Raw genomic sequence first — 15988 nt, forward strand, 5'->3', positions numbered from 1 at the left:
GACCCCTGGACCTCCGTGATTGTGTTGCTGCTTGCTGCCGGACTGCTTGCCGGCCTGGGCTTGGCCGGCGTCATCGCATGGCTGCTGCTGCGCCAGCGCGCGCGCACCGCCAGCGCTGCGGCCGCGCCTGTCGCCACCGACACCGGCCTGCAGGACGCACCCGCGGCGCCCGCGGCCGCGGCCGTGCACACGCACGGGCAGGCACAGGCGCAGCGCGCGGCTACACCCCACCCCCTGCTGTGCGGGCCGCCGCCGATGCAGCCGCTGCTGCGCCGCATGTATGCCGCAGTGATGTCCAACCCATCGCTGGCCGAGGGACGCCTGCCCACCGACCCGGCCCAGGCCGCGGTGCTGGATGCGGTGGGCGCTGCGCTCGCCCATGTCGACCTGCGCCCGCAGCTGCTGCCACGCCGCCCGCAGTTGTTGCCGCAGCTGATGCGCGCGGTCAACGACCCGGATGCCTCCGGCCGCGGCATCGCCGCGATCATCGCGCAGGACCCGGCGCTGGCCGCCAACCTGCTGCGCATCGCCAACAGCGCGCTGTACCGCCCGCAGGGTGGTCCGCTGGAAAGCCTGGAGCGGGCCGTGGTGCATATAGGCACCGAGGGCGTGCGCCAGATCGTCGCTGCCGCCGTCATGCAGCCGGTGCTGAGCCTGGAGGGCGGCCTCTACGCGCGCCTGCCGGCCGCGGTATGGGATTACGCCCTGCGGACCGCCGCCGCCGCGGCTGCCTACATGCGCGAGCGCGCCGGCGATACCTTGGCGGCGCAGCTGGCCGGCCTGCTGCAAGGCCTGGGTGCGGTGGTGATCCTGCGCGTGCTGCGCGATGCCTACGCCGAGCGCCCCAGCGTGCCCTATAGCCTGGAGGTGGCCGCCGCGCTGGTCGAACGCCACACCGCCGCCGTCGCCAAGACCATCGCCACCACCTGGGAGCTGCCCGCCGCGCTGGGCACCGCGCTGGACGAGCAGCGCCCCGGCCACGACACCACCCTGCTCACCAGCTCGCTCGGCATGGCGCTGCGGTACGGCCGGCTGGCCGCCGCGCTGGCCATGCTCGCCCGCCACGGCGCCGAGCAGCAGGAACATGCACTGAGCGTGCTGTCCACGCTGGAGCCGGACCACGCCGCCAATGCCGCGCTATGGCAGCGGCTGGTCGCCGCCAGCGTGGAGTGAGGCCGGCGCGGTCGCCGCAGGCCGGGCACACGCACGCGCGCAGGCAAACGCCTGCACAGCACCGCACCACTCAGCACTCGCTGGCGATCATCTCCTTCACCCGCGTGGCGAGCACGCTCACGCTGAAGGGCTTGGCCAGCACCGCCATGCCCGGTTCCAGGTGGCCGTCGTTCAATTGCGCGTGTTCGGCAAAGCCGGTGACGAACAACACCTTGAGGTTGGGCCGGCCCACGCGCGCGGCGTCGGCCATCTGCCGGCCGTTCATGCCGCCGGGCAGGCCCACGTCGCTGATCAGCAGATCGATCCGCACCGGCGACTGCAGGATGCCCAGCCCCGCGGCGCTGTCGCCGGCCTCCAGCACGGTGTAGCCCAGCTCTTCCAGCACCTCGGTGAACAGCAGGCGGATGGACGGTTCGTCGTCCACGATCAACACCGTTTCCCCGGCCAGCGACGGCGCCAGTTCCAGCGCGGCGGTGCTGCCATCGCTGCTGTCATCGGCACCGGCGTGCCGCGGCAGGTAGATGCACACCGTCGAGCCCTTGCCCACTTCCGAGTGGATGCGCACCTGCCCGCCGGATTGCTTGGCAAACCCGTAGATCATCGACAGGCCCAACCCGGTGCCTTCGCCGATCGGCTTGGTGGTGAAGAACGGATCGAACGCGCGCGCCACCACCTCCGGCGGCATGCCGGTGCCGGTATCGCTCACGCACAACGACAGGTAGTGGCCTTCCGGCATGCCCAGTTGCTGGCCCATCTCGCGGTCGATCCAGCGGTTGCTGGTCTGCACGCGCAGGCGCCCGCCGTTGGGCATCGCATCGCGCGCGTTGATGCACAGGTTGAGCAGCGCGTTCTCCAGCTGCGGCGCATCCACCAGCGCCAGCCACAGTTCGGCGGCGACGACGTTTTCCACGCAGATCCCCGGGCCCACCGTGCGCTGGATCAGCTCCAGCATGTCCACCACCAGCCGGTTGACGTTGGTGGGCTTGGGCAACAGCGTCTGCCGCCGCGCAAACGCCAGCAAGCGGTGCGTCAGCGCCGCCGCGCGCGTGGTGGCGCCCTGCGCGGTGGCCACGTAACGCTCCAGTTCGCCGAAGCGGCCTTGCTCGATGCGCAGGCTCATCAATTCCAGCGCACCGGAAATGCCCGCCAACAGGTTGTTGAAGTCGTGCGCCAGCCCGCCGGTGAGCTGCCCCACCGCTTCCATCTTCTGCGATTGGCGCAGTGCTTCTTCCACCGTCATCAGCTCGCGCGTGCGCTCGATGACCCGCTGCTCCAGCGTGTCGCTCAACTCACGCAAGGCCGCCAGCGCGCGGTCGCGCTCTTCCGACAGCGCATGGCGCGCCTCGATGTCGAGCAACACGCCGGGAAACCGCAACGGCGTGCCATCGGCGGCCTTTTCGACCCGGCCATTGGCTTCCAGCCAGTAGTACTTTCCGTCGCGCCGTTTGACCCGGTACTGGTGCGCGTACGCACCGCCGCGGGCGATGGCTTCGCCGATGGCCGCGCGCAGCCCCTCGCGGTCGTCCGGGTGCACCGTCCGGATCACCTGTTCCAGCGTCAGGCCGTGGCGGCTGCTGGACGGATCGAAGCCGAAGTTCTGCGCAAAGGCCTCATCCACCGAAAACGCGTCGGTGGGCAGGTCCCAGATCCAGGTGCCGATGATCGCGCCGGCCGCCAGCGCCAGCTGCACCCGCTCGGCATTGCGGCGCGCCACGGTTTCGGCCTCCAGCGCACGATCGCGCTCGCTGGTGCGGTTGACCACCTCGTGCACCAGGTGCGTGTTTTCGTCGCTCAGCATCGCGTGCTGGAGGTCGCGGTTGCGCGCGTCCGCCACCTGCGCGGTGGTTTCGATGGCGATATTCATCAGCCCCACGATGCTGCCGTCTTCGCCGCGGATCGGCGAGGCGGTGGCATTCCAGTAGGTCATCTCGCTGATGCCGTTGCGCAGCATCGGCAAGGCGATGACCCCCTGGCCAAAGCCCTCACCGGTCTGCATCACCCGGTCGAAATCCTGCGCGATGGGCGCGTAGGTGTCCTTCCACACCTCGGTCACCGGCTGGCCCAGCGCGTGCGGATGACGCTCGCCCATCGACTGCACGTACACGTCGTTGTAGAACAGGCGCAGCTCCGGCCCCCACAGCACCGCACCGAGCAGTGTGGAATTGAGCACCACCGACAACGACGAGCGCAGCGACTGCGGCCAGGTCTCGGGCGCGCCCATCGGCGTGGCGGCCCAGTCGTGGGCGCGCATCAAGGCCCCCATCTCGCCGCCCCCCGCAAGAAACTCCAGGCCAAGGGGCTCGATGGCGGGGCGCACTGTGCTCACGTGACGGCATTGCCTGGCAAAAAAGTGCGCGCATTGTGGCACGCAGCGGTCTCAACAAGACGTGCAGAACAACGCCCTGCTCGCGCACAGGCCGCGCACGCGCCAGCGCAGCAGCAAACGTCCTGACGCGCGGATGACGGCATGCCCACGTCGCACTCACACCACCGGGGTCCAGACTGGCCTTCAACATCCCCAACCGTAAGAGGCACACCCATGGACAAGAACCGTATCGAAGGCACCGCGAAAGAGATCAAGGGCTCGATCAAGGAGACCGTCGGCCGTGTCACGGGCGACAAGAGCACCGAGCTGGAAGGCGCCACCGAAAAGAACGTCGGCAAGGTGCAGAACAAGGCTGGCCAGGTCGCCGACAAAGTGCGCGACGCCTCCAAGTAAGTCGATCGAAGCTGTCCACGCCGACTGCACTGCCCGCGGGTGTCACGCCCGCCGCGGCGAAGCAGTGGACTGGCCGGCAGCCGTAACGCACGACAGTGCGGACGGCAACGCCCACTTCGGCGAGATCGCACCAACGCCCCGACATGATCGGGGCGTTGGCGTTTTAGCCCCCAGCCAGAAGCCGCACTCTCACGATTTTCTGAAGGCCAAAGCGTCAGTGGTGCCCAAGTTGCGCAGCTCCGCAGCACATTAGTGAGCGATGCCAAGTTACAGGCTCAATTCGACCAGCAGGCCAGGCCAGGCCAGGCAGCTTCGGAGCTTTGCCAGACAAGCTGCAAACAGCACGCAGCCTAACTTAGCGGGCACTTACGACAAACACAGTCGAACCGTCACGCTACCAGCGGCAAGCCTGCAACCGACTGAGATAGCGAGCCTAACCCCGGCGTGCCGAGCAGATAGTTAGCGCACTGCGCCAGCGGTGCATGATGGCGAGAACAGGCGCGCTCACGACCTATGCACTCGGCGCATGGGCTAGCATGCTCGCTCACAGGGGAGACACCATGGACAGGATCACCATCGCGCGCCGTCTGGCGCTGGCACTGACAACGCTGTGCGTGCTTGCGTGCGGACAAGGCGTCTTTGCGCAGAACATGCGCTCAGCCACGGGCAAGGCGACGAGCAAGTACATCCCGCCAGCGCGGCAGCCGTACAACTCCATGGCGCGCGACACCACGCCCTTCAATTGCGAGCAATACCGCGCGCATCCGCACCCGGGCATGGTGCGTTACTGCCAGGGCATCGAGAACATGACCTTGCGCAACGAGGCGCATCGGCAAGGGCGGCCTGCTCCGTCGGATTCCATCATCGCGCTGCCCGGCCTGGGCACGGCAGAGGCCAAGCAGCTGGGCTATGCGTGCGTAGGCGGGCAGGCGATGAAGCGGCTGCACAATGGATGGGAGCAGGTGCCGGCCGCTGCGGGTGGGTGGCAGCGTTGTCAAGGTGGGTAAGCACCCCCGCCAACCCCCATCCCAGCTGGCAGGATTCTAGCTTCGAAGAGAAATTAGCCCTCCTCGCCTATTCCCTGCATGAAATAATAGCTCGTGCTTCTTTCACAAAGCCCTCTCCACAGCAGCTAGACACATCAATCCTGTCATCTAAATTTAATTGAAATTTAAATTTAAATAGTAAAATTTGTAGGATTGAGCATTTCGCACCGCGAGCGCGCGATTACCAGCCAGCGCCTTTGTTCCGGCATATGTATAACCTGAAGGGGCATCAATCGTCCCGTCTACGATTTCATCTGAAAAATGCGTGATTTCATGCAAAAATGTTCCCACTTGAGAAGATTCATCGTAAACCGTTGGAAACATGGGCGATTCAAAGAAACGTGGGCATAGATTAACTTGATATAGCATTCCAGGAGAGACCCAAGCTAAAGCATTCGGAGAAATGTTATTTTCCACTGGGTCGCATTGGCAAGTAATAGAAACCGGCGGCTTGGGGTTCGCAGAATCACTGGTTAATCGATACCATGTGGCGAATACCATATTATCGTTAAATTGATCATCTGGAAGATAGTCGTCAGGATCGCCATGGACGCCAAACCAAGTCGTAAATCGCGCAGTCGGTTCAAACGACATATCAACATATGGAGGTACGTCGAAGGTCTGTACTTTCGTCTGCTGCCCGTATTCAGTAAGGGTTTCGTAAGCAATTGCGGTCGATTGCGGTATTACGTTTTGTTCAACATGTTGGACCTGAGCTGCGCTACAGGATGCGAATTCCGACTCAATTGTCTTGCGAAGACGTTTCTCCGGCGATGTCAATCCAGCATCTAGCTGTTTGCCAGCAAAAATCCTGACGTCATTTGAGGACGCTTCAAGCCACGATGCCCGAAGTGAGTCCCGAGATGCGTTCTTGAAAGCCAGTTTAGGTCTATTTAAATAAAGAGAAGGGCTTCTCAAGCTGACCGTGTAATGCTGCCCTGGTTTGAGACGATAATTCAATTGAATATTTACGTCCACCGCCTTTTTCTGTTTTGGACCCACTTTGACATATACATCTTCTTGTGCGCCTTCCATGTTGACATAGATGCCAAAATATGGGGCTTCGCTTCCGTCATCTGCCAAGACACGGAAAACATTGTTCATCAACAGACCACTTCTGTTGGTCTTTGGAAAAGACTGGTCTAAAACTTCAATGTCCTGATCACCCAGATTGACAGCAATAACTCGTATACCCGTCTCACCCTGCTCATTACTTACTGGCTTATCGCTACTAACAGATTTAACTGCCCGCTCAATTTTTACATTCAATCGCCCCGCAGCCAATGCCGAGTGAGATAAGATTATTAATCCCGCTACTGCAATTACTCTCCATGCACGCATTGCCGACTCCTTGTTAGTAAAAAAACTTTGTCGATTATTTTTAATGTTGCGACGGTGCTTGAGCATAAAAGCACAGGTATGGCGTAGCGTCAACGGAGCCCGATTTATCCAGACACGATATTAGGTGGGCTCTGGTTGGAGAGCACAGAATTCTCTGCTACCTCGTGGATGACAACGGTTCTCCTCGTGGTCAGGCTGGCCGGTGTGATCGCCTAGTGCATTCATCAAACTGGTCGTGATGCACCGCCAACCTGCACAGTGCGATGCCCCGGCGTTACTCACCCACCGCCGCGCGGCAGGCGGCCAGGGCGCGGCTGATGTGTTTTTCCACCATCTTGACCGAGATGCCCATGACGGCGGCGACTTGCGGGTAGGTGAGGCCGTCGAAGCGGTTGAGCATGAAGGCCTGGCGGCATTTGGGCGGCAGCGCGGGCAGCGTGTGGGTGTGCAGGTGCTGCAGGGTGCGGCGGGCGTCCACCAGCTGGTCCACCGCCGTGCCGACGGCGGCGAGCGGTTCGCTGCCCTCCAGCGGCACGTGGCGGGCGGCGTGCCTGCGGTGGCGCGTGCGCCAGTGCTCCAGCACCACGTTGTGGGCAATGCGGTACAGCAGCAGCTTGTAGCTGTGGATGTCTGGCGTGTTGCGGTAGGCCAGCAGGCGCAGCAGCGTTTCCTGGGCGAGATCGGCGGCGGTGTGCGGGTCGCGCAGGCGCCGCCGCATGTAGGTGAGCAACTCCGCCTGCAGCTGCACCACGGCCTGGTCGAAGCGTTCCCTGGCCGGCGCGTGCTCCTCGCGCACGTGCCAGCGCATGGTGACGCGGCCAAGCGCGTAGATACCCGCCGCGGGCGCGCGGGCCGGCAACTCGCCCACGGCGTAGGCGCTGCGGTGGCGCCACGGGCGGCTGCCGTAGCGCTCAACCGGCACCGGGCTTGCGGCGTGCGTGCGCGCCGCGACCACCTGGCCGATGACACCGTGGCGGTCTGCACGCGACGCGCCGGTCATGCCCTCACTCATCATGCGACGTCTCCAGCAACGGGCCGGGCGCATGCGGTGCGCGCATGCGCTGCGGCGTGATCAATGTGGGTCTACAAGGCTGATGACCAGCTCGCCATCGCGCTGGCGGATGTGCAGCTTGCTGCCGATGGCAAAGCCCAATTGTTCCAGCCAGCGGCCGCGCAGGCGCAGGGTGGGAATGCGCTGGTGACTGTCGGGATAGTACCCATAGCCGACGGTGCACTGCTGCGGCGCACGCGGGCGGCCGGGCCGCCGTGGTGTGCGGGGTTCGGCACGGGTTTCGGGGATGGGCGTGCGCTCGAGGTAGCGCCGCGGCGGGATCGAAGGATCCAGCGAGCGCCAGACAACTTCGGTAGGCGGCGGCACCGTGGCGCGCGTGCGCGCAGACGTGGGGCGGGATGAGGATCGACGCATGGCAAAGCCCTCCTTGACGAACAAGCCCCGTCGCACGACGCGACGGGATGTCGGGAGGCTAGAAACCGCAGACAGACTTCAGAATTGTTTTCTCAAACAGCTTTGTATTAGCTGCATTCCGACATAGGCATCGCGTCGGCTGCACTCGTACAAAAAATCCAGGCACAAAAAACCCACCGGTTTGACGGAGGTGGGTACCGCTGTCTGAGGAGTTTCTAGGCTCCTTGCCACCGAGATTGCTACCTGTTTGGCAATGTGTCAACTGATAACTAGTGCGTCATTGCCGCCGCGCGTCCATTCGAAAGATTACGTGCAAAGTCGCACATGTGGGCACCGGACATCGCTTCAACTTGACCCAACTCACCGCCACACGCACACTTCCGCTCGGAGCCTAGAAACTCCACACAGACAGCGGTACCCGCCTCCGAGAATTTGGTGGGTTTTTTGTGCTCGGCCATCTGGCCTGGCACTGCTCGGCGTTCCTACGCCGGGAGGGCGGCGAATACAACACCCGCAAGGGGAATAAGCCCGCCGGCTGTCTGCGGTTTCTAGCCTCCCGGCATCCCGCTGCGTTGTGCAGCGGGAGCTGCCTCATGGCAAGGAGAGCGGCATGCACGAAGAACCCGGCTACTGGATGTCCGAAGGCACGCAATACCACCTGCTGCGCGTACGCGACCAACTGCGCCTGCTCGCCCCCCTGGCCGCACCACGCGCCCGCGACGAAGGCTTGCTCGGTGCACCAGCCATTCCACTCCAGCAGTGGGCGCATTGCCTGCAGCGCTTGGCCGAGCAGGTGGATGATGTGCTTGGAGATTTGAGCACCGCCCCCTAGAGCTGCGTTTGTCTCGGCCAGCGTGTCAGCTCTGCGGCCAATGGGCTGGCCGGTTGGGACGTGCGCGAGTACCTTTCCTCCTATCGACGCATCGCAACGGCAGAGCAAGACAATAATGACCAGCTTTCGCTCATTCACACTGCTGCTTTGTTTGGCACTTACCTCGGTGCTGTCGAGCGCGTGCACCCGCCCGCCTGAGCAAGCGAGCGATCTGGCTGCTGCGTCATCAGCTACCCCTACGGCGCGTTCTGTACCGGCAACCACGGAGCAGAATGCCGCTCTCAGCATCCAGCAGATTGAAGCCGGGCTTTTGAGATTTGCAGCGTCGCTAAAACAACCCAGTGACATGAGCCACAAGCAGCTAGAGGGGATGCTGGGCATCAAACTCGACCCGCCGAAGGATCTTGCGGTGTCACGGCGTGTGCTGCGGAGTCTTCCGCTGGCGAACGGCTATACGTTGTATGTGTCGCACAACCCGGAAAGGAAGGGATTTTCTTTCATCAATCTCTTGGTCGGGCTGCCGGACAAACGCGACCCGACGCGCGTGCCCGATGCCGCATGCGTGTGGGATGCGGCGGATCTTTCAGCCAAGCTTGAAGCCATGGGGTACACGCGCGGCGGGCAGCGCCCATTCCAGGGCGGTACGCTTCGGCAACATTGGCGCGCCATCCAAGATGGAGCACAAGGTTTTTCGGTTGCCTTGCTGATCTACGAGACCACCGCCAGTGGCGCAAGGCGCGAGTGTGTGTATGGCGCTCAGATTGATGGAGGTGATGCGTGACACCTGTTGACCCGCGGATTGAACCGTTGCTCCTGCAGATGCGGAAGGACCCCAACCTTCCTGAAGGAGCTGAGGCGTCCCTCAGACAAGCCATCTCTGAATCGCCTTACCTGTCCAACCTATTGGGGAATGCGATCGAGAGCGGGCAGATTGGCGCCATCGCCGTCTCTCATGGCCAACACAATGCTGGTCACTTTCAGGATGGTAAGGATGGCAAGGCGGGCACGCTCAACGTCAGCGAATCGCTGTTTCAGGATTGGCACGGCCGCGCTCGGATCGACCATCTCACAGAGGTATTGGGCCACGAAACGATGCATGGCGTGCTGGCACAACACCGCGCCAACGCACTGGCAGAGTTCGGCAGGACCATGGGCGACAAGATGCAGGATGCCCACGCGCAGCGAGAGACGCAGGTAGACCTCACAGAGCCGACACGTATCTATCTGGACAAGACGCGGCAAGACGAAGCCCTGGCAGAAATCTCGGCGCTGCGGGCGCTCAACAGCCGCATCAAGCACGAGAACCCAGGTATTTCCGCGCAGGATGCCGAGGGGATGCTGCTGGACCGCTCTGTCACACGCTGCGTCGACAAGCATGTGACACCGCCAGCGTTTGCCCAGGGCCTTAGCTATGAGGCGCTGACCACACATGATCAGGCGCGAGGAAAACCGCTCACCCGTGCCGTGGAGCAATGCTTCTACGAGAGCAGAGGCACGCTTGGCCCGCATGGCGATTCCGATTACCGCAACTATTACGGTGTCGGCGCGATCAGCCACATTGCCAAGAGCTACGCGCATCTTGCGCATGATCGGCAACCCCCTGAGGTGCGCGTCGACCTCAAGTCGCTAGGACTGGAACCAAGGCAGCTGGAGCGCAACGGGCTGGATCTAGGCTCAGCACCGGCATTCAATCTTATCGACATGGGCAAGGACGGCTATGGCATGGTCCAGCTCAAGGAAACCGGCGCACGCAGCAACAATGCACCAAACCTGGCAACACCAGTTGCGCCTAGCCCCTCACTGACGCCCACAGATGCAGGCCACCCAGACCACGCGATGCATCAACAGATTCGCAGCAAGGTTGAACAACTGGATGCCACCAACGGCCGCACCTTCGATGCAACCAGTGAGCGAATGACGGCCAGACTGCTGACGTTGGCCAAGGACAATGGCCTGACGCGCGTTGACCACGTGTTACTCAGCGACAGAACCAGAGACTTGCCAGCAGCCCAGAACCTGTTCGTGGTGCAAGGCGAACTGCATAACCCAGCCATGCTGCGCGCACATATGCCAACGTCGGAGGCAGCTCAGCGGCCGGTGCAAGAGAGCTTCGCTCAGCTGGAGACGGTCAACCAGCGCTTGGCTCAGGAGCGTACACAGGAACAATCTTTGGAACAGCAAGTTTTGCAAGAGCCGCGACCGCGCGGCCCAGTACCGACTTTGTAAGGCAACAGGCGTAGGACTTCATTTTTTATTTCACATAGATGCCTGCAGTTACAGATCAGCACCAAGAAACTTGATAAATTCGCTTGCTGTTAATGAGGAAGAGATAACTGAATATGACTCCATTATTTCAATTGAAGAGCATGGCACCTTCCGAATGCACTCATTTCAAGAAAAATAATTTGGCTTTTAATGTCGATCTCCAACTGTAATAAACTCAGCACCAAGGCCCGTAACCACTTGCTTTGCATTTACCAAGAGCGTATTTAGCTGCAAACACTGCTTCGTATAAGCGCCCTTTCGATAATGTGTGCGGCGGGTGTGCGGCTGAAGCACAACTACTTTCGTTAGAACCTGACCCGTAATTCCATTTAGAAAATTAGAAAAATCATCTTTTCCGCAAGGTAGTTGAGGATGCCATATCTTTTTTTTCTTTGAAAATCTTTTCAAAATATCATTTTTGAGAGTACCGACATCAATAGACCTGATGTTTTTTATTGCTTGGCCCAGGACCACCTCATAAGCTGAACAGGAAACTTTTCGAGATTCGCTTTTGGAGTTTGCTGCCTTGACGTGAATGAATGTTATTGACGTTCGGCCTTTTTCTCTCCCAAAATGTATAAAATCTGCTATCTCCCCTGCGCCATCATCACAGATCAACCAGTCTTCAGCCTCAGAAAGGCTTAAAGAGAAATTCTTTTTCTTTTTCCTTATTATTGCGTTTAACACCCATGAAAATAGAGAGTCGTCTGCTCCGATAGCGGATAAGTCTGCTGTTCCATTTAGATAAATTGGTTTTTCTTTTTCTATGTCGTAGCCCTTGAAATCAGACCAAATAAAATCACTAAAATCTACATCTTTATAGCTTTGTTGAAAACACTGCCCACCAGTTATTACGTGGCCACTCTCATATCGCACTACCCAAAGCTCCGGCTTAGAGAGCGATTTTGTAAATTCGTCTAACTGACCCTTTCTTTTCTTTTCAGGCTGAGACGTTACGACAAATGATACTTTTCCCGCCATGTTGATGGCTGGGACTACATCAACAGTCCCGATATAGAAAGGATGATCTCCAGGATCTATATGAGTCACCCGCCATTGCCAGCCAGCTACATCTCCACCAGAATGAGGTAGAATTTCTAAAACAAACTTGCCGGACACTGCGCTCATCATTTTTATAACTGAAGGAGCCAAGGAGTTATTTGGCACTGAATCCACATCTACAAAATGAACTTCATATACGTCGGATACACCCGACAAATTGCGCACTGGGTGAGAAAGAGTTTTAAGAGGGCTTTCTACTGGATCTTTGACCCACTCTATTTCGTCGCTTAGCACATTCGTTATTGAAGTCAGCTCAGTCCAATCTGCAAGTTTTCTCATCCAGAAAAAAGAGTTAGATAAGTTAACTCCCATACTGATTTTTCCGCCTCCCAAATCGACGCTGATGCGAGTAGCGTTATATGCGTAAGATTGATCAGACAACGGATCTATCGCAGCCTTTAAATTTTCACCGGTAATAAATTTTGTGTCTGGCTTACTTATATTTCTTCGATGTATGCCCTGTAGCCATATAGCTTTTAGCTCAGCGTCACCTGTAAGCACTAGGGCATTTATTATTGCTCGACTGACAGGAGCAAAACCTATTAAATTGCATTCATCTAAAAGTGGATCGCGAACGTCACTGTCTGAGAAATGGAATACATAACGTCCACCTGCAGCTCTCACCACAGTAAAGTAATGGTGGTTCTTGTCACTAACCTCAGCGTCTTCTGGTATAGAACTTTTGAGCCAGGTGGGCGCGCGCATCTCTGAGAAGAAAAAAGTTAGGAACAAATTCTCTCCTTTTCGGTCAGAGTCGACACCGAGCCATTCCACCTTGGAAAAATGCGCATTGACTCTTCTCTTCAGCTTGGCTGCAACAGGATACAAATGAAGGTCTGCTGCGTCGCCTCTTTCCATGAAATGCACGCCGAGATATGGTGAGATACATTCCGTGGTTAGCCCCATAATCCCCTCCACTGGCTAAAATTCTTCTTGCCTAATCTACTGGCATCTATTTTATTTAAAATTAAATATTTTTTATTTTTTCGAAGAGAGCCAACATAATTTCCGAAAAAATCAGCTGGGCGTTTGCACAACTAAATCTTCCGAGCGTAATTTTCGCGGACATGCCGGTTAATGTAGGCGTTGAGTCCATCTCCGCTTTCAGCAAGTCGTTTCATTTCTTCGATACAGCTCTGACCTGCACTTGCATAGGTGTATATATAAGAGCCCCCGCGCCTGAAGTGGACCGTTATGGAACCTTCGCCAATTTCATACGATTGGACACCGGAATCCCCATTGATATCCCTGTACTGCGGCATAAAATCCCCCTTTTCTGTGAAATTACGGTGTACTACGGCAGTGATATTAACTTTTATTGACTAAAGAAATTTTCAAGAAGGGTCAGGTGATCGATTGGTTAGAGTCCTCTGTGCATAAGACTTCGACAGCCGTTATATAGAATCAGGTCTATGCCGCTGCATAGACTTGGCAGCAAAAAGACTTGTTCCAAAAGTGGTTCAAATTGGCTAGGGCTGTTGGCGAACAAGCTCGCTATGGTGGTCCTGGGTGCTAGCAACCTGTGGCGCTGATAGCTGCCAACAAACAAAGCGAGCGCGGCCATCCCACGTATGCCCAGCACCACCCACGCAATCGATGCGAGCGCCACATTGATGCCTTGATTGAAGTCTTGTGGGATTAAACCGCGTTTGTACGGCAGCGCCCCCGGTACGTCGTCACGTATGGCGGAGAAAGTGCCAACTCCCACAGCGAGCCCAAGCGGCCATGGTAATGACCGCGCAGCGGTAAACCCGGTACTTCCCCATCTGCTTCCCATGCATGAAACCCCCGTTCCAGCCTGCACCCTACCGTTATGTAGAGGTTTTGTCAGCGGGGTACCCGGCATTTTGTACCAGCGGTGTCATCGGATGTGACTCTATGCGCTGAAATCACTCGGGTAAAAGGCGCTCGTGCTTGGTCGAGCGCCTTCACCGATTTACTGCAGCGCTCGCTTATTTACTGCAGTGTTCGCTTAATTACTTCTTCTTTTTCTTGTCCGGCGCTTGACTTAAAGCGGACGCGGCCGCTGTTTTTGAATCCTTGCCGGTGCTGCCACTTTTTCAGGACCTTGCTAGCCGCCTTTGCCGCTTTGGGGCCGGTTTTCTCGTTGGTCGCCATGCGTGTGACCTCCTCGCCACCCGAATGGTGGCGTGGCGAAACTAGGCCGATTATCTTGGCCGCACAAGTCTGGTTGCAGCGCGCGCGACGGCAGAGTCTGCAAGACCGCCGGTGCGTTATCTGGGTCAGTTCTCTGGCGATACAGGCGGTGCTGTGCGCCTGCTGTTTTAAGGCCGGCGTGCACAGCAGTGCGCCAAGCGTTTACTGCGACGACGTGTCGGGCAACGGCTGCCGCGCCTGGCCCCAGGTGAGCATTGCATCGAGCGCAGGGCACAGGGCCTGGCCCCATGGAGTAAGGCGATAATCCACTTGCGGCGGTACTTGCGCGTAGACGGTGCGCAGCACCAGGCCGTCGCGTTCTAGCTGGCGCAGCTGCTGGGCCAGCATCTTCTGCGAGATGGCGGGAATCAGCCGCTCCAGGTCCGAGTAGCGCTGCACCTTGCCGTCGAACAGGTGGAACAGCAGCAGCAGTTTCCAGCGGCCTTCGATGAGTTTGAGCAGGGCTTCGACATCGCACGCGGCGGTGTCCGGGGTGTGCGGCTTTCCCATGGGTGCGTGACTTACCTTTGCGTGCGTTCTTGCGGCAGGTGATGCCGCTGCTGATCATGGCATACCGTTTCTACCGGACCGCCACCATGTCGCTAGCCCTGCCCGCCGCCATTGCCTGCTTTTTTACCGCCAGCAATGCCGGCGATGCCGCGGTGCTGCTGCCGCACCTGGCCGACGATGCGGTGGTGCACGACGAGCACCGCCAGCACCGCGGCGCTGCCGCCATTGCGGCCTGGCTGGCGCAGACGCAGGCCACCACGCCGTATCGTGCGGTGCCGGTTGGCGTGCACACCCAGGGCGAGCAAGTGAGTGTCACCGCGCAGGTGTCTGGCGATTTCCCGCAGAGCCCGCTGCAGCTGGAGCATGTGTTCCAGCTGGTGGGCGGCAAGATTGCGGCGTTACAGATTCATTGACGCGGCATGCCGGCGTGTTGCGTTGGTAGCACGTGCCCGGGTGCGGACCTTCCACAGCCGCATGACGCAACTGGCGCGCGGTTAGTGAGCGGTTGCTTGGTATCTCGACGCGCGTTGCGCCTCTGAGCAAATGTAGGGCGGCGCCTAGTCGCCTTCTGCCTGAAGTCGAAACACCCTGCCGCCCTGTTCCGTCTCTTCGCCGAAGGTGACTGTGACCGTCGCGCCTGGTGGCGGTTACTCGGAGCTTCCTGTCCCGATGGAAATAGCCTGGCCCGCACTAACATCGAAGTAATCACGCCAGGCAACACGTTAGGCGAGATTTCGGCCTCTATGTGCTCCTGCTGCTTTTCGAGCTAGGCGCCGCATAGGGGCTTTGCGGGGGGGAAAGTGCAGGAGCGTCGCAGCGGGCAAGGTCTCATCACCCATATCCCCGGTCCGCCACAGGACAGCCTTGAAAGGGAAAGCGCAGCCCATGGGCTGCGCTCTTCGTCGTGGGCTGATCGTAGCTATCACAGCTACGCGTATTTCGCCTTACTTCACTCTCCGCACTTCGGTCGCGGCAGGCAACAGCACGGACCCATCGTTGGCCTGTGGCGCCATGCGCGCAATCGGCTTGCGCGTACGCTTGTCGATCAGCACCGAATGGCGTTCGCCAGGCGCAAACAGGTGCTGCTCCCCCCACTGGCGCAGCGCTACCACTACGGAAAACAGGCTCTCGCCCTGCGGCGTCAGCACATATTCCTGATAGGCCGTGCCATCCGAGGCATCCTGGGTCTCGAGAATGCCCTGCTCTACCAGCTTGCGAAGACGGTCAGACAGGATGTTGCGCGCCATGCCCAGGCTGCGCTGAAAGTCGCTGAAGCGGCGCGTGCCATCGAACGCATCGCGCACGATCAGCAGCGACCAGCGATCTCCGACCACATCGACGGCGCGCGCAACGGGACAGGGTTCGTCGTTGATAGAACGGCGCGGCATGACTTCTCCAGACAGATAGCAACAACCAGAATTTCTGGTTGCATTTTAAAACTACGTGCCCTAGCCTTC

The 15988-nt window shown here is 59.3% G+C and carries 15 protein-coding genes; 7 read left to right on the plus strand and 8 right to left on the minus strand.

The annotated features are described in order from the left end of the window. Nucleotides 1–15: 15 nt before the first annotated feature. On the plus strand, nucleotides 16–1173 hold the full coding sequence (locus EO170_RS01440) for an HDOD domain-containing protein (protein WP_164740866.1): 1158 nt from the start codon (nucleotides 16–18) through the stop codon (nucleotides 1171–1173). Between the two features lie 70 nt (nucleotides 1174–1243). Here EO170_RS01440 and EO170_RS01445 read toward each other — a convergent pair whose 3' ends face one another. Continuing rightward, on the minus strand, nucleotides 1244–3499 hold the full coding sequence (locus tag EO170_RS01445; RefSeq protein WP_126941976.1) for an ATP-binding protein: 2256 nt from the start codon (nucleotides 3497–3499) through the stop codon (nucleotides 1244–1246). A 213-nt stretch (nucleotides 3500–3712) separates the two neighbouring features. Here EO170_RS01445 and EO170_RS01450 point away from each other — a divergent pair, with 213 nt between their 5' ends. Together EO170_RS01450 and EO170_RS01455 are read left to right on the plus strand one after the other, a co-directional pair. After that, the gene (locus tag EO170_RS01450; RefSeq protein ID WP_102580081.1) at nucleotides 3713–3892 is read left to right on the plus strand and encodes a CsbD family protein; all 180 of its coding nucleotides are present in this window, start codon (nucleotides 3713–3715) and stop codon (nucleotides 3890–3892) included. Between the two features lie 560 nt (nucleotides 3893–4452). Further along, complete coding sequence (locus tag EO170_RS01455) at nucleotides 4453–4899, plus strand: hypothetical protein (protein WP_126941978.1); 447 nt, start codon at nucleotides 4453–4455, stop codon at nucleotides 4897–4899. 153 nt (nucleotides 4900–5052) lie between these two features. Here the strand turns inward: EO170_RS01455 and EO170_RS01460 are convergent, their stop codons facing one another. The 3 genes from EO170_RS01460 to EO170_RS01470 form a co-directional block, all read right to left on the minus strand. Then, a complete protein-coding gene (locus EO170_RS01460; RefSeq protein ID WP_126941980.1) occupies nucleotides 5053–6345 on the minus strand; it encodes a M35 family metallo-endopeptidase in 1293 nt (430 codons plus the stop codon). 208 nt (nucleotides 6346–6553) lie between these two features. Beyond that, on the minus strand, nucleotides 6554–7279 hold the full coding sequence (locus tag EO170_RS01465; RefSeq protein ID WP_126941982.1) for an RNA polymerase sigma factor: 726 nt from the start codon (nucleotides 7277–7279) through the stop codon (nucleotides 6554–6556). A 72-nt stretch (nucleotides 7280–7351) separates the two neighbouring features. After that, on the minus strand, nucleotides 7352–7705 hold the full coding sequence (locus EO170_RS01470) for a SymE family type I addiction module toxin (RefSeq protein WP_126941984.1): 354 nt from the start codon (nucleotides 7703–7705) through the stop codon (nucleotides 7352–7354). Between the two features lie 610 nt (nucleotides 7706–8315). Here EO170_RS01470 and EO170_RS01475 point away from each other — a divergent pair. The 3 genes from EO170_RS01475 (at nucleotide 8316) to EO170_RS01485 (ending at nucleotide 10763) form a co-directional block, all read left to right on the plus strand. Further along, entirely contained in the window at nucleotides 8316–8537 is a 222-nt protein-coding gene (locus EO170_RS01475; protein ID WP_164740867.1) for a hypothetical protein, read from the plus strand. A 115-nt stretch (nucleotides 8538–8652) separates the two neighbouring features. Next, nucleotides 8653–9318, plus strand: coding sequence for a hypothetical protein (locus EO170_RS01480; RefSeq protein ID WP_126941988.1), 666 nt, complete (start codon nucleotides 8653–8655; stop codon nucleotides 9316–9318). After that, entirely contained in the window at nucleotides 9315–10763 is a 1449-nt protein-coding gene (locus EO170_RS01485) for an XVIPCD domain-containing protein (protein ID WP_241239368.1), read from the plus strand. The genes EO170_RS01480 and EO170_RS01485 overlap by 4 nt, the downstream gene beginning before the upstream one ends. Nucleotides 10764–10949: 186 nt before the next feature. Here the strand turns inward: EO170_RS01485 and EO170_RS01490 are convergent, their stop codons facing one another. From EO170_RS01490 to EO170_RS01500, 3 genes are all read right to left on the minus strand, one after another. Further along, complete coding sequence (locus EO170_RS01490) at nucleotides 10950–12770, minus strand: hypothetical protein (protein WP_126941990.1); 1821 nt, start codon at nucleotides 12768–12770, stop codon at nucleotides 10950–10952. Nucleotides 12771–13820: 1050 nt separating this feature from the next. Then, nucleotides 13821–13982, minus strand: coding sequence for a hypothetical protein (locus EO170_RS21405; RefSeq protein ID WP_164740860.1), 162 nt, complete (start codon nucleotides 13980–13982; stop codon nucleotides 13821–13823). A gap of 201 nt (nucleotides 13983–14183) precedes the next feature. Next, nucleotides 14184–14531: a helix-turn-helix domain-containing protein gene (locus tag EO170_RS01500; protein WP_054591763.1), complete on the minus strand. Its 348-nt coding sequence runs from the start codon at nucleotides 14529–14531 to the stop codon at nucleotides 14184–14186. Nucleotides 14532–14617: 86 nt separating this feature from the next. Here EO170_RS01500 and EO170_RS01505 point away from each other — a divergent pair, with 86 nt between their 5' ends. Next, nucleotides 14618–14944: a nuclear transport factor 2 family protein gene (locus EO170_RS01505; protein WP_126941994.1), complete on the plus strand. Its 327-nt coding sequence runs from the start codon at nucleotides 14618–14620 to the stop codon at nucleotides 14942–14944. 531 nt (nucleotides 14945–15475) lie between these two features. On the opposite strand, the gene EO170_RS01510 is transcribed toward EO170_RS01505, so the two are convergent. Further along, nucleotides 15476–15919: a helix-turn-helix domain-containing protein gene (locus EO170_RS01510; RefSeq protein ID WP_126941996.1), complete on the minus strand. Its 444-nt coding sequence runs from the start codon at nucleotides 15917–15919 to the stop codon at nucleotides 15476–15478. Between the last annotated feature and the right edge of the window lie 69 nt (nucleotides 15920–15988).

This window comes from Xanthomonas sp. BRIP62409 (assembly GCF_003992965.1).
Lineage (GTDB): Bacteria > Pseudomonadota > Gammaproteobacteria > Xanthomonadales > Xanthomonadaceae > Xanthomonas > Xanthomonas euroxanthea.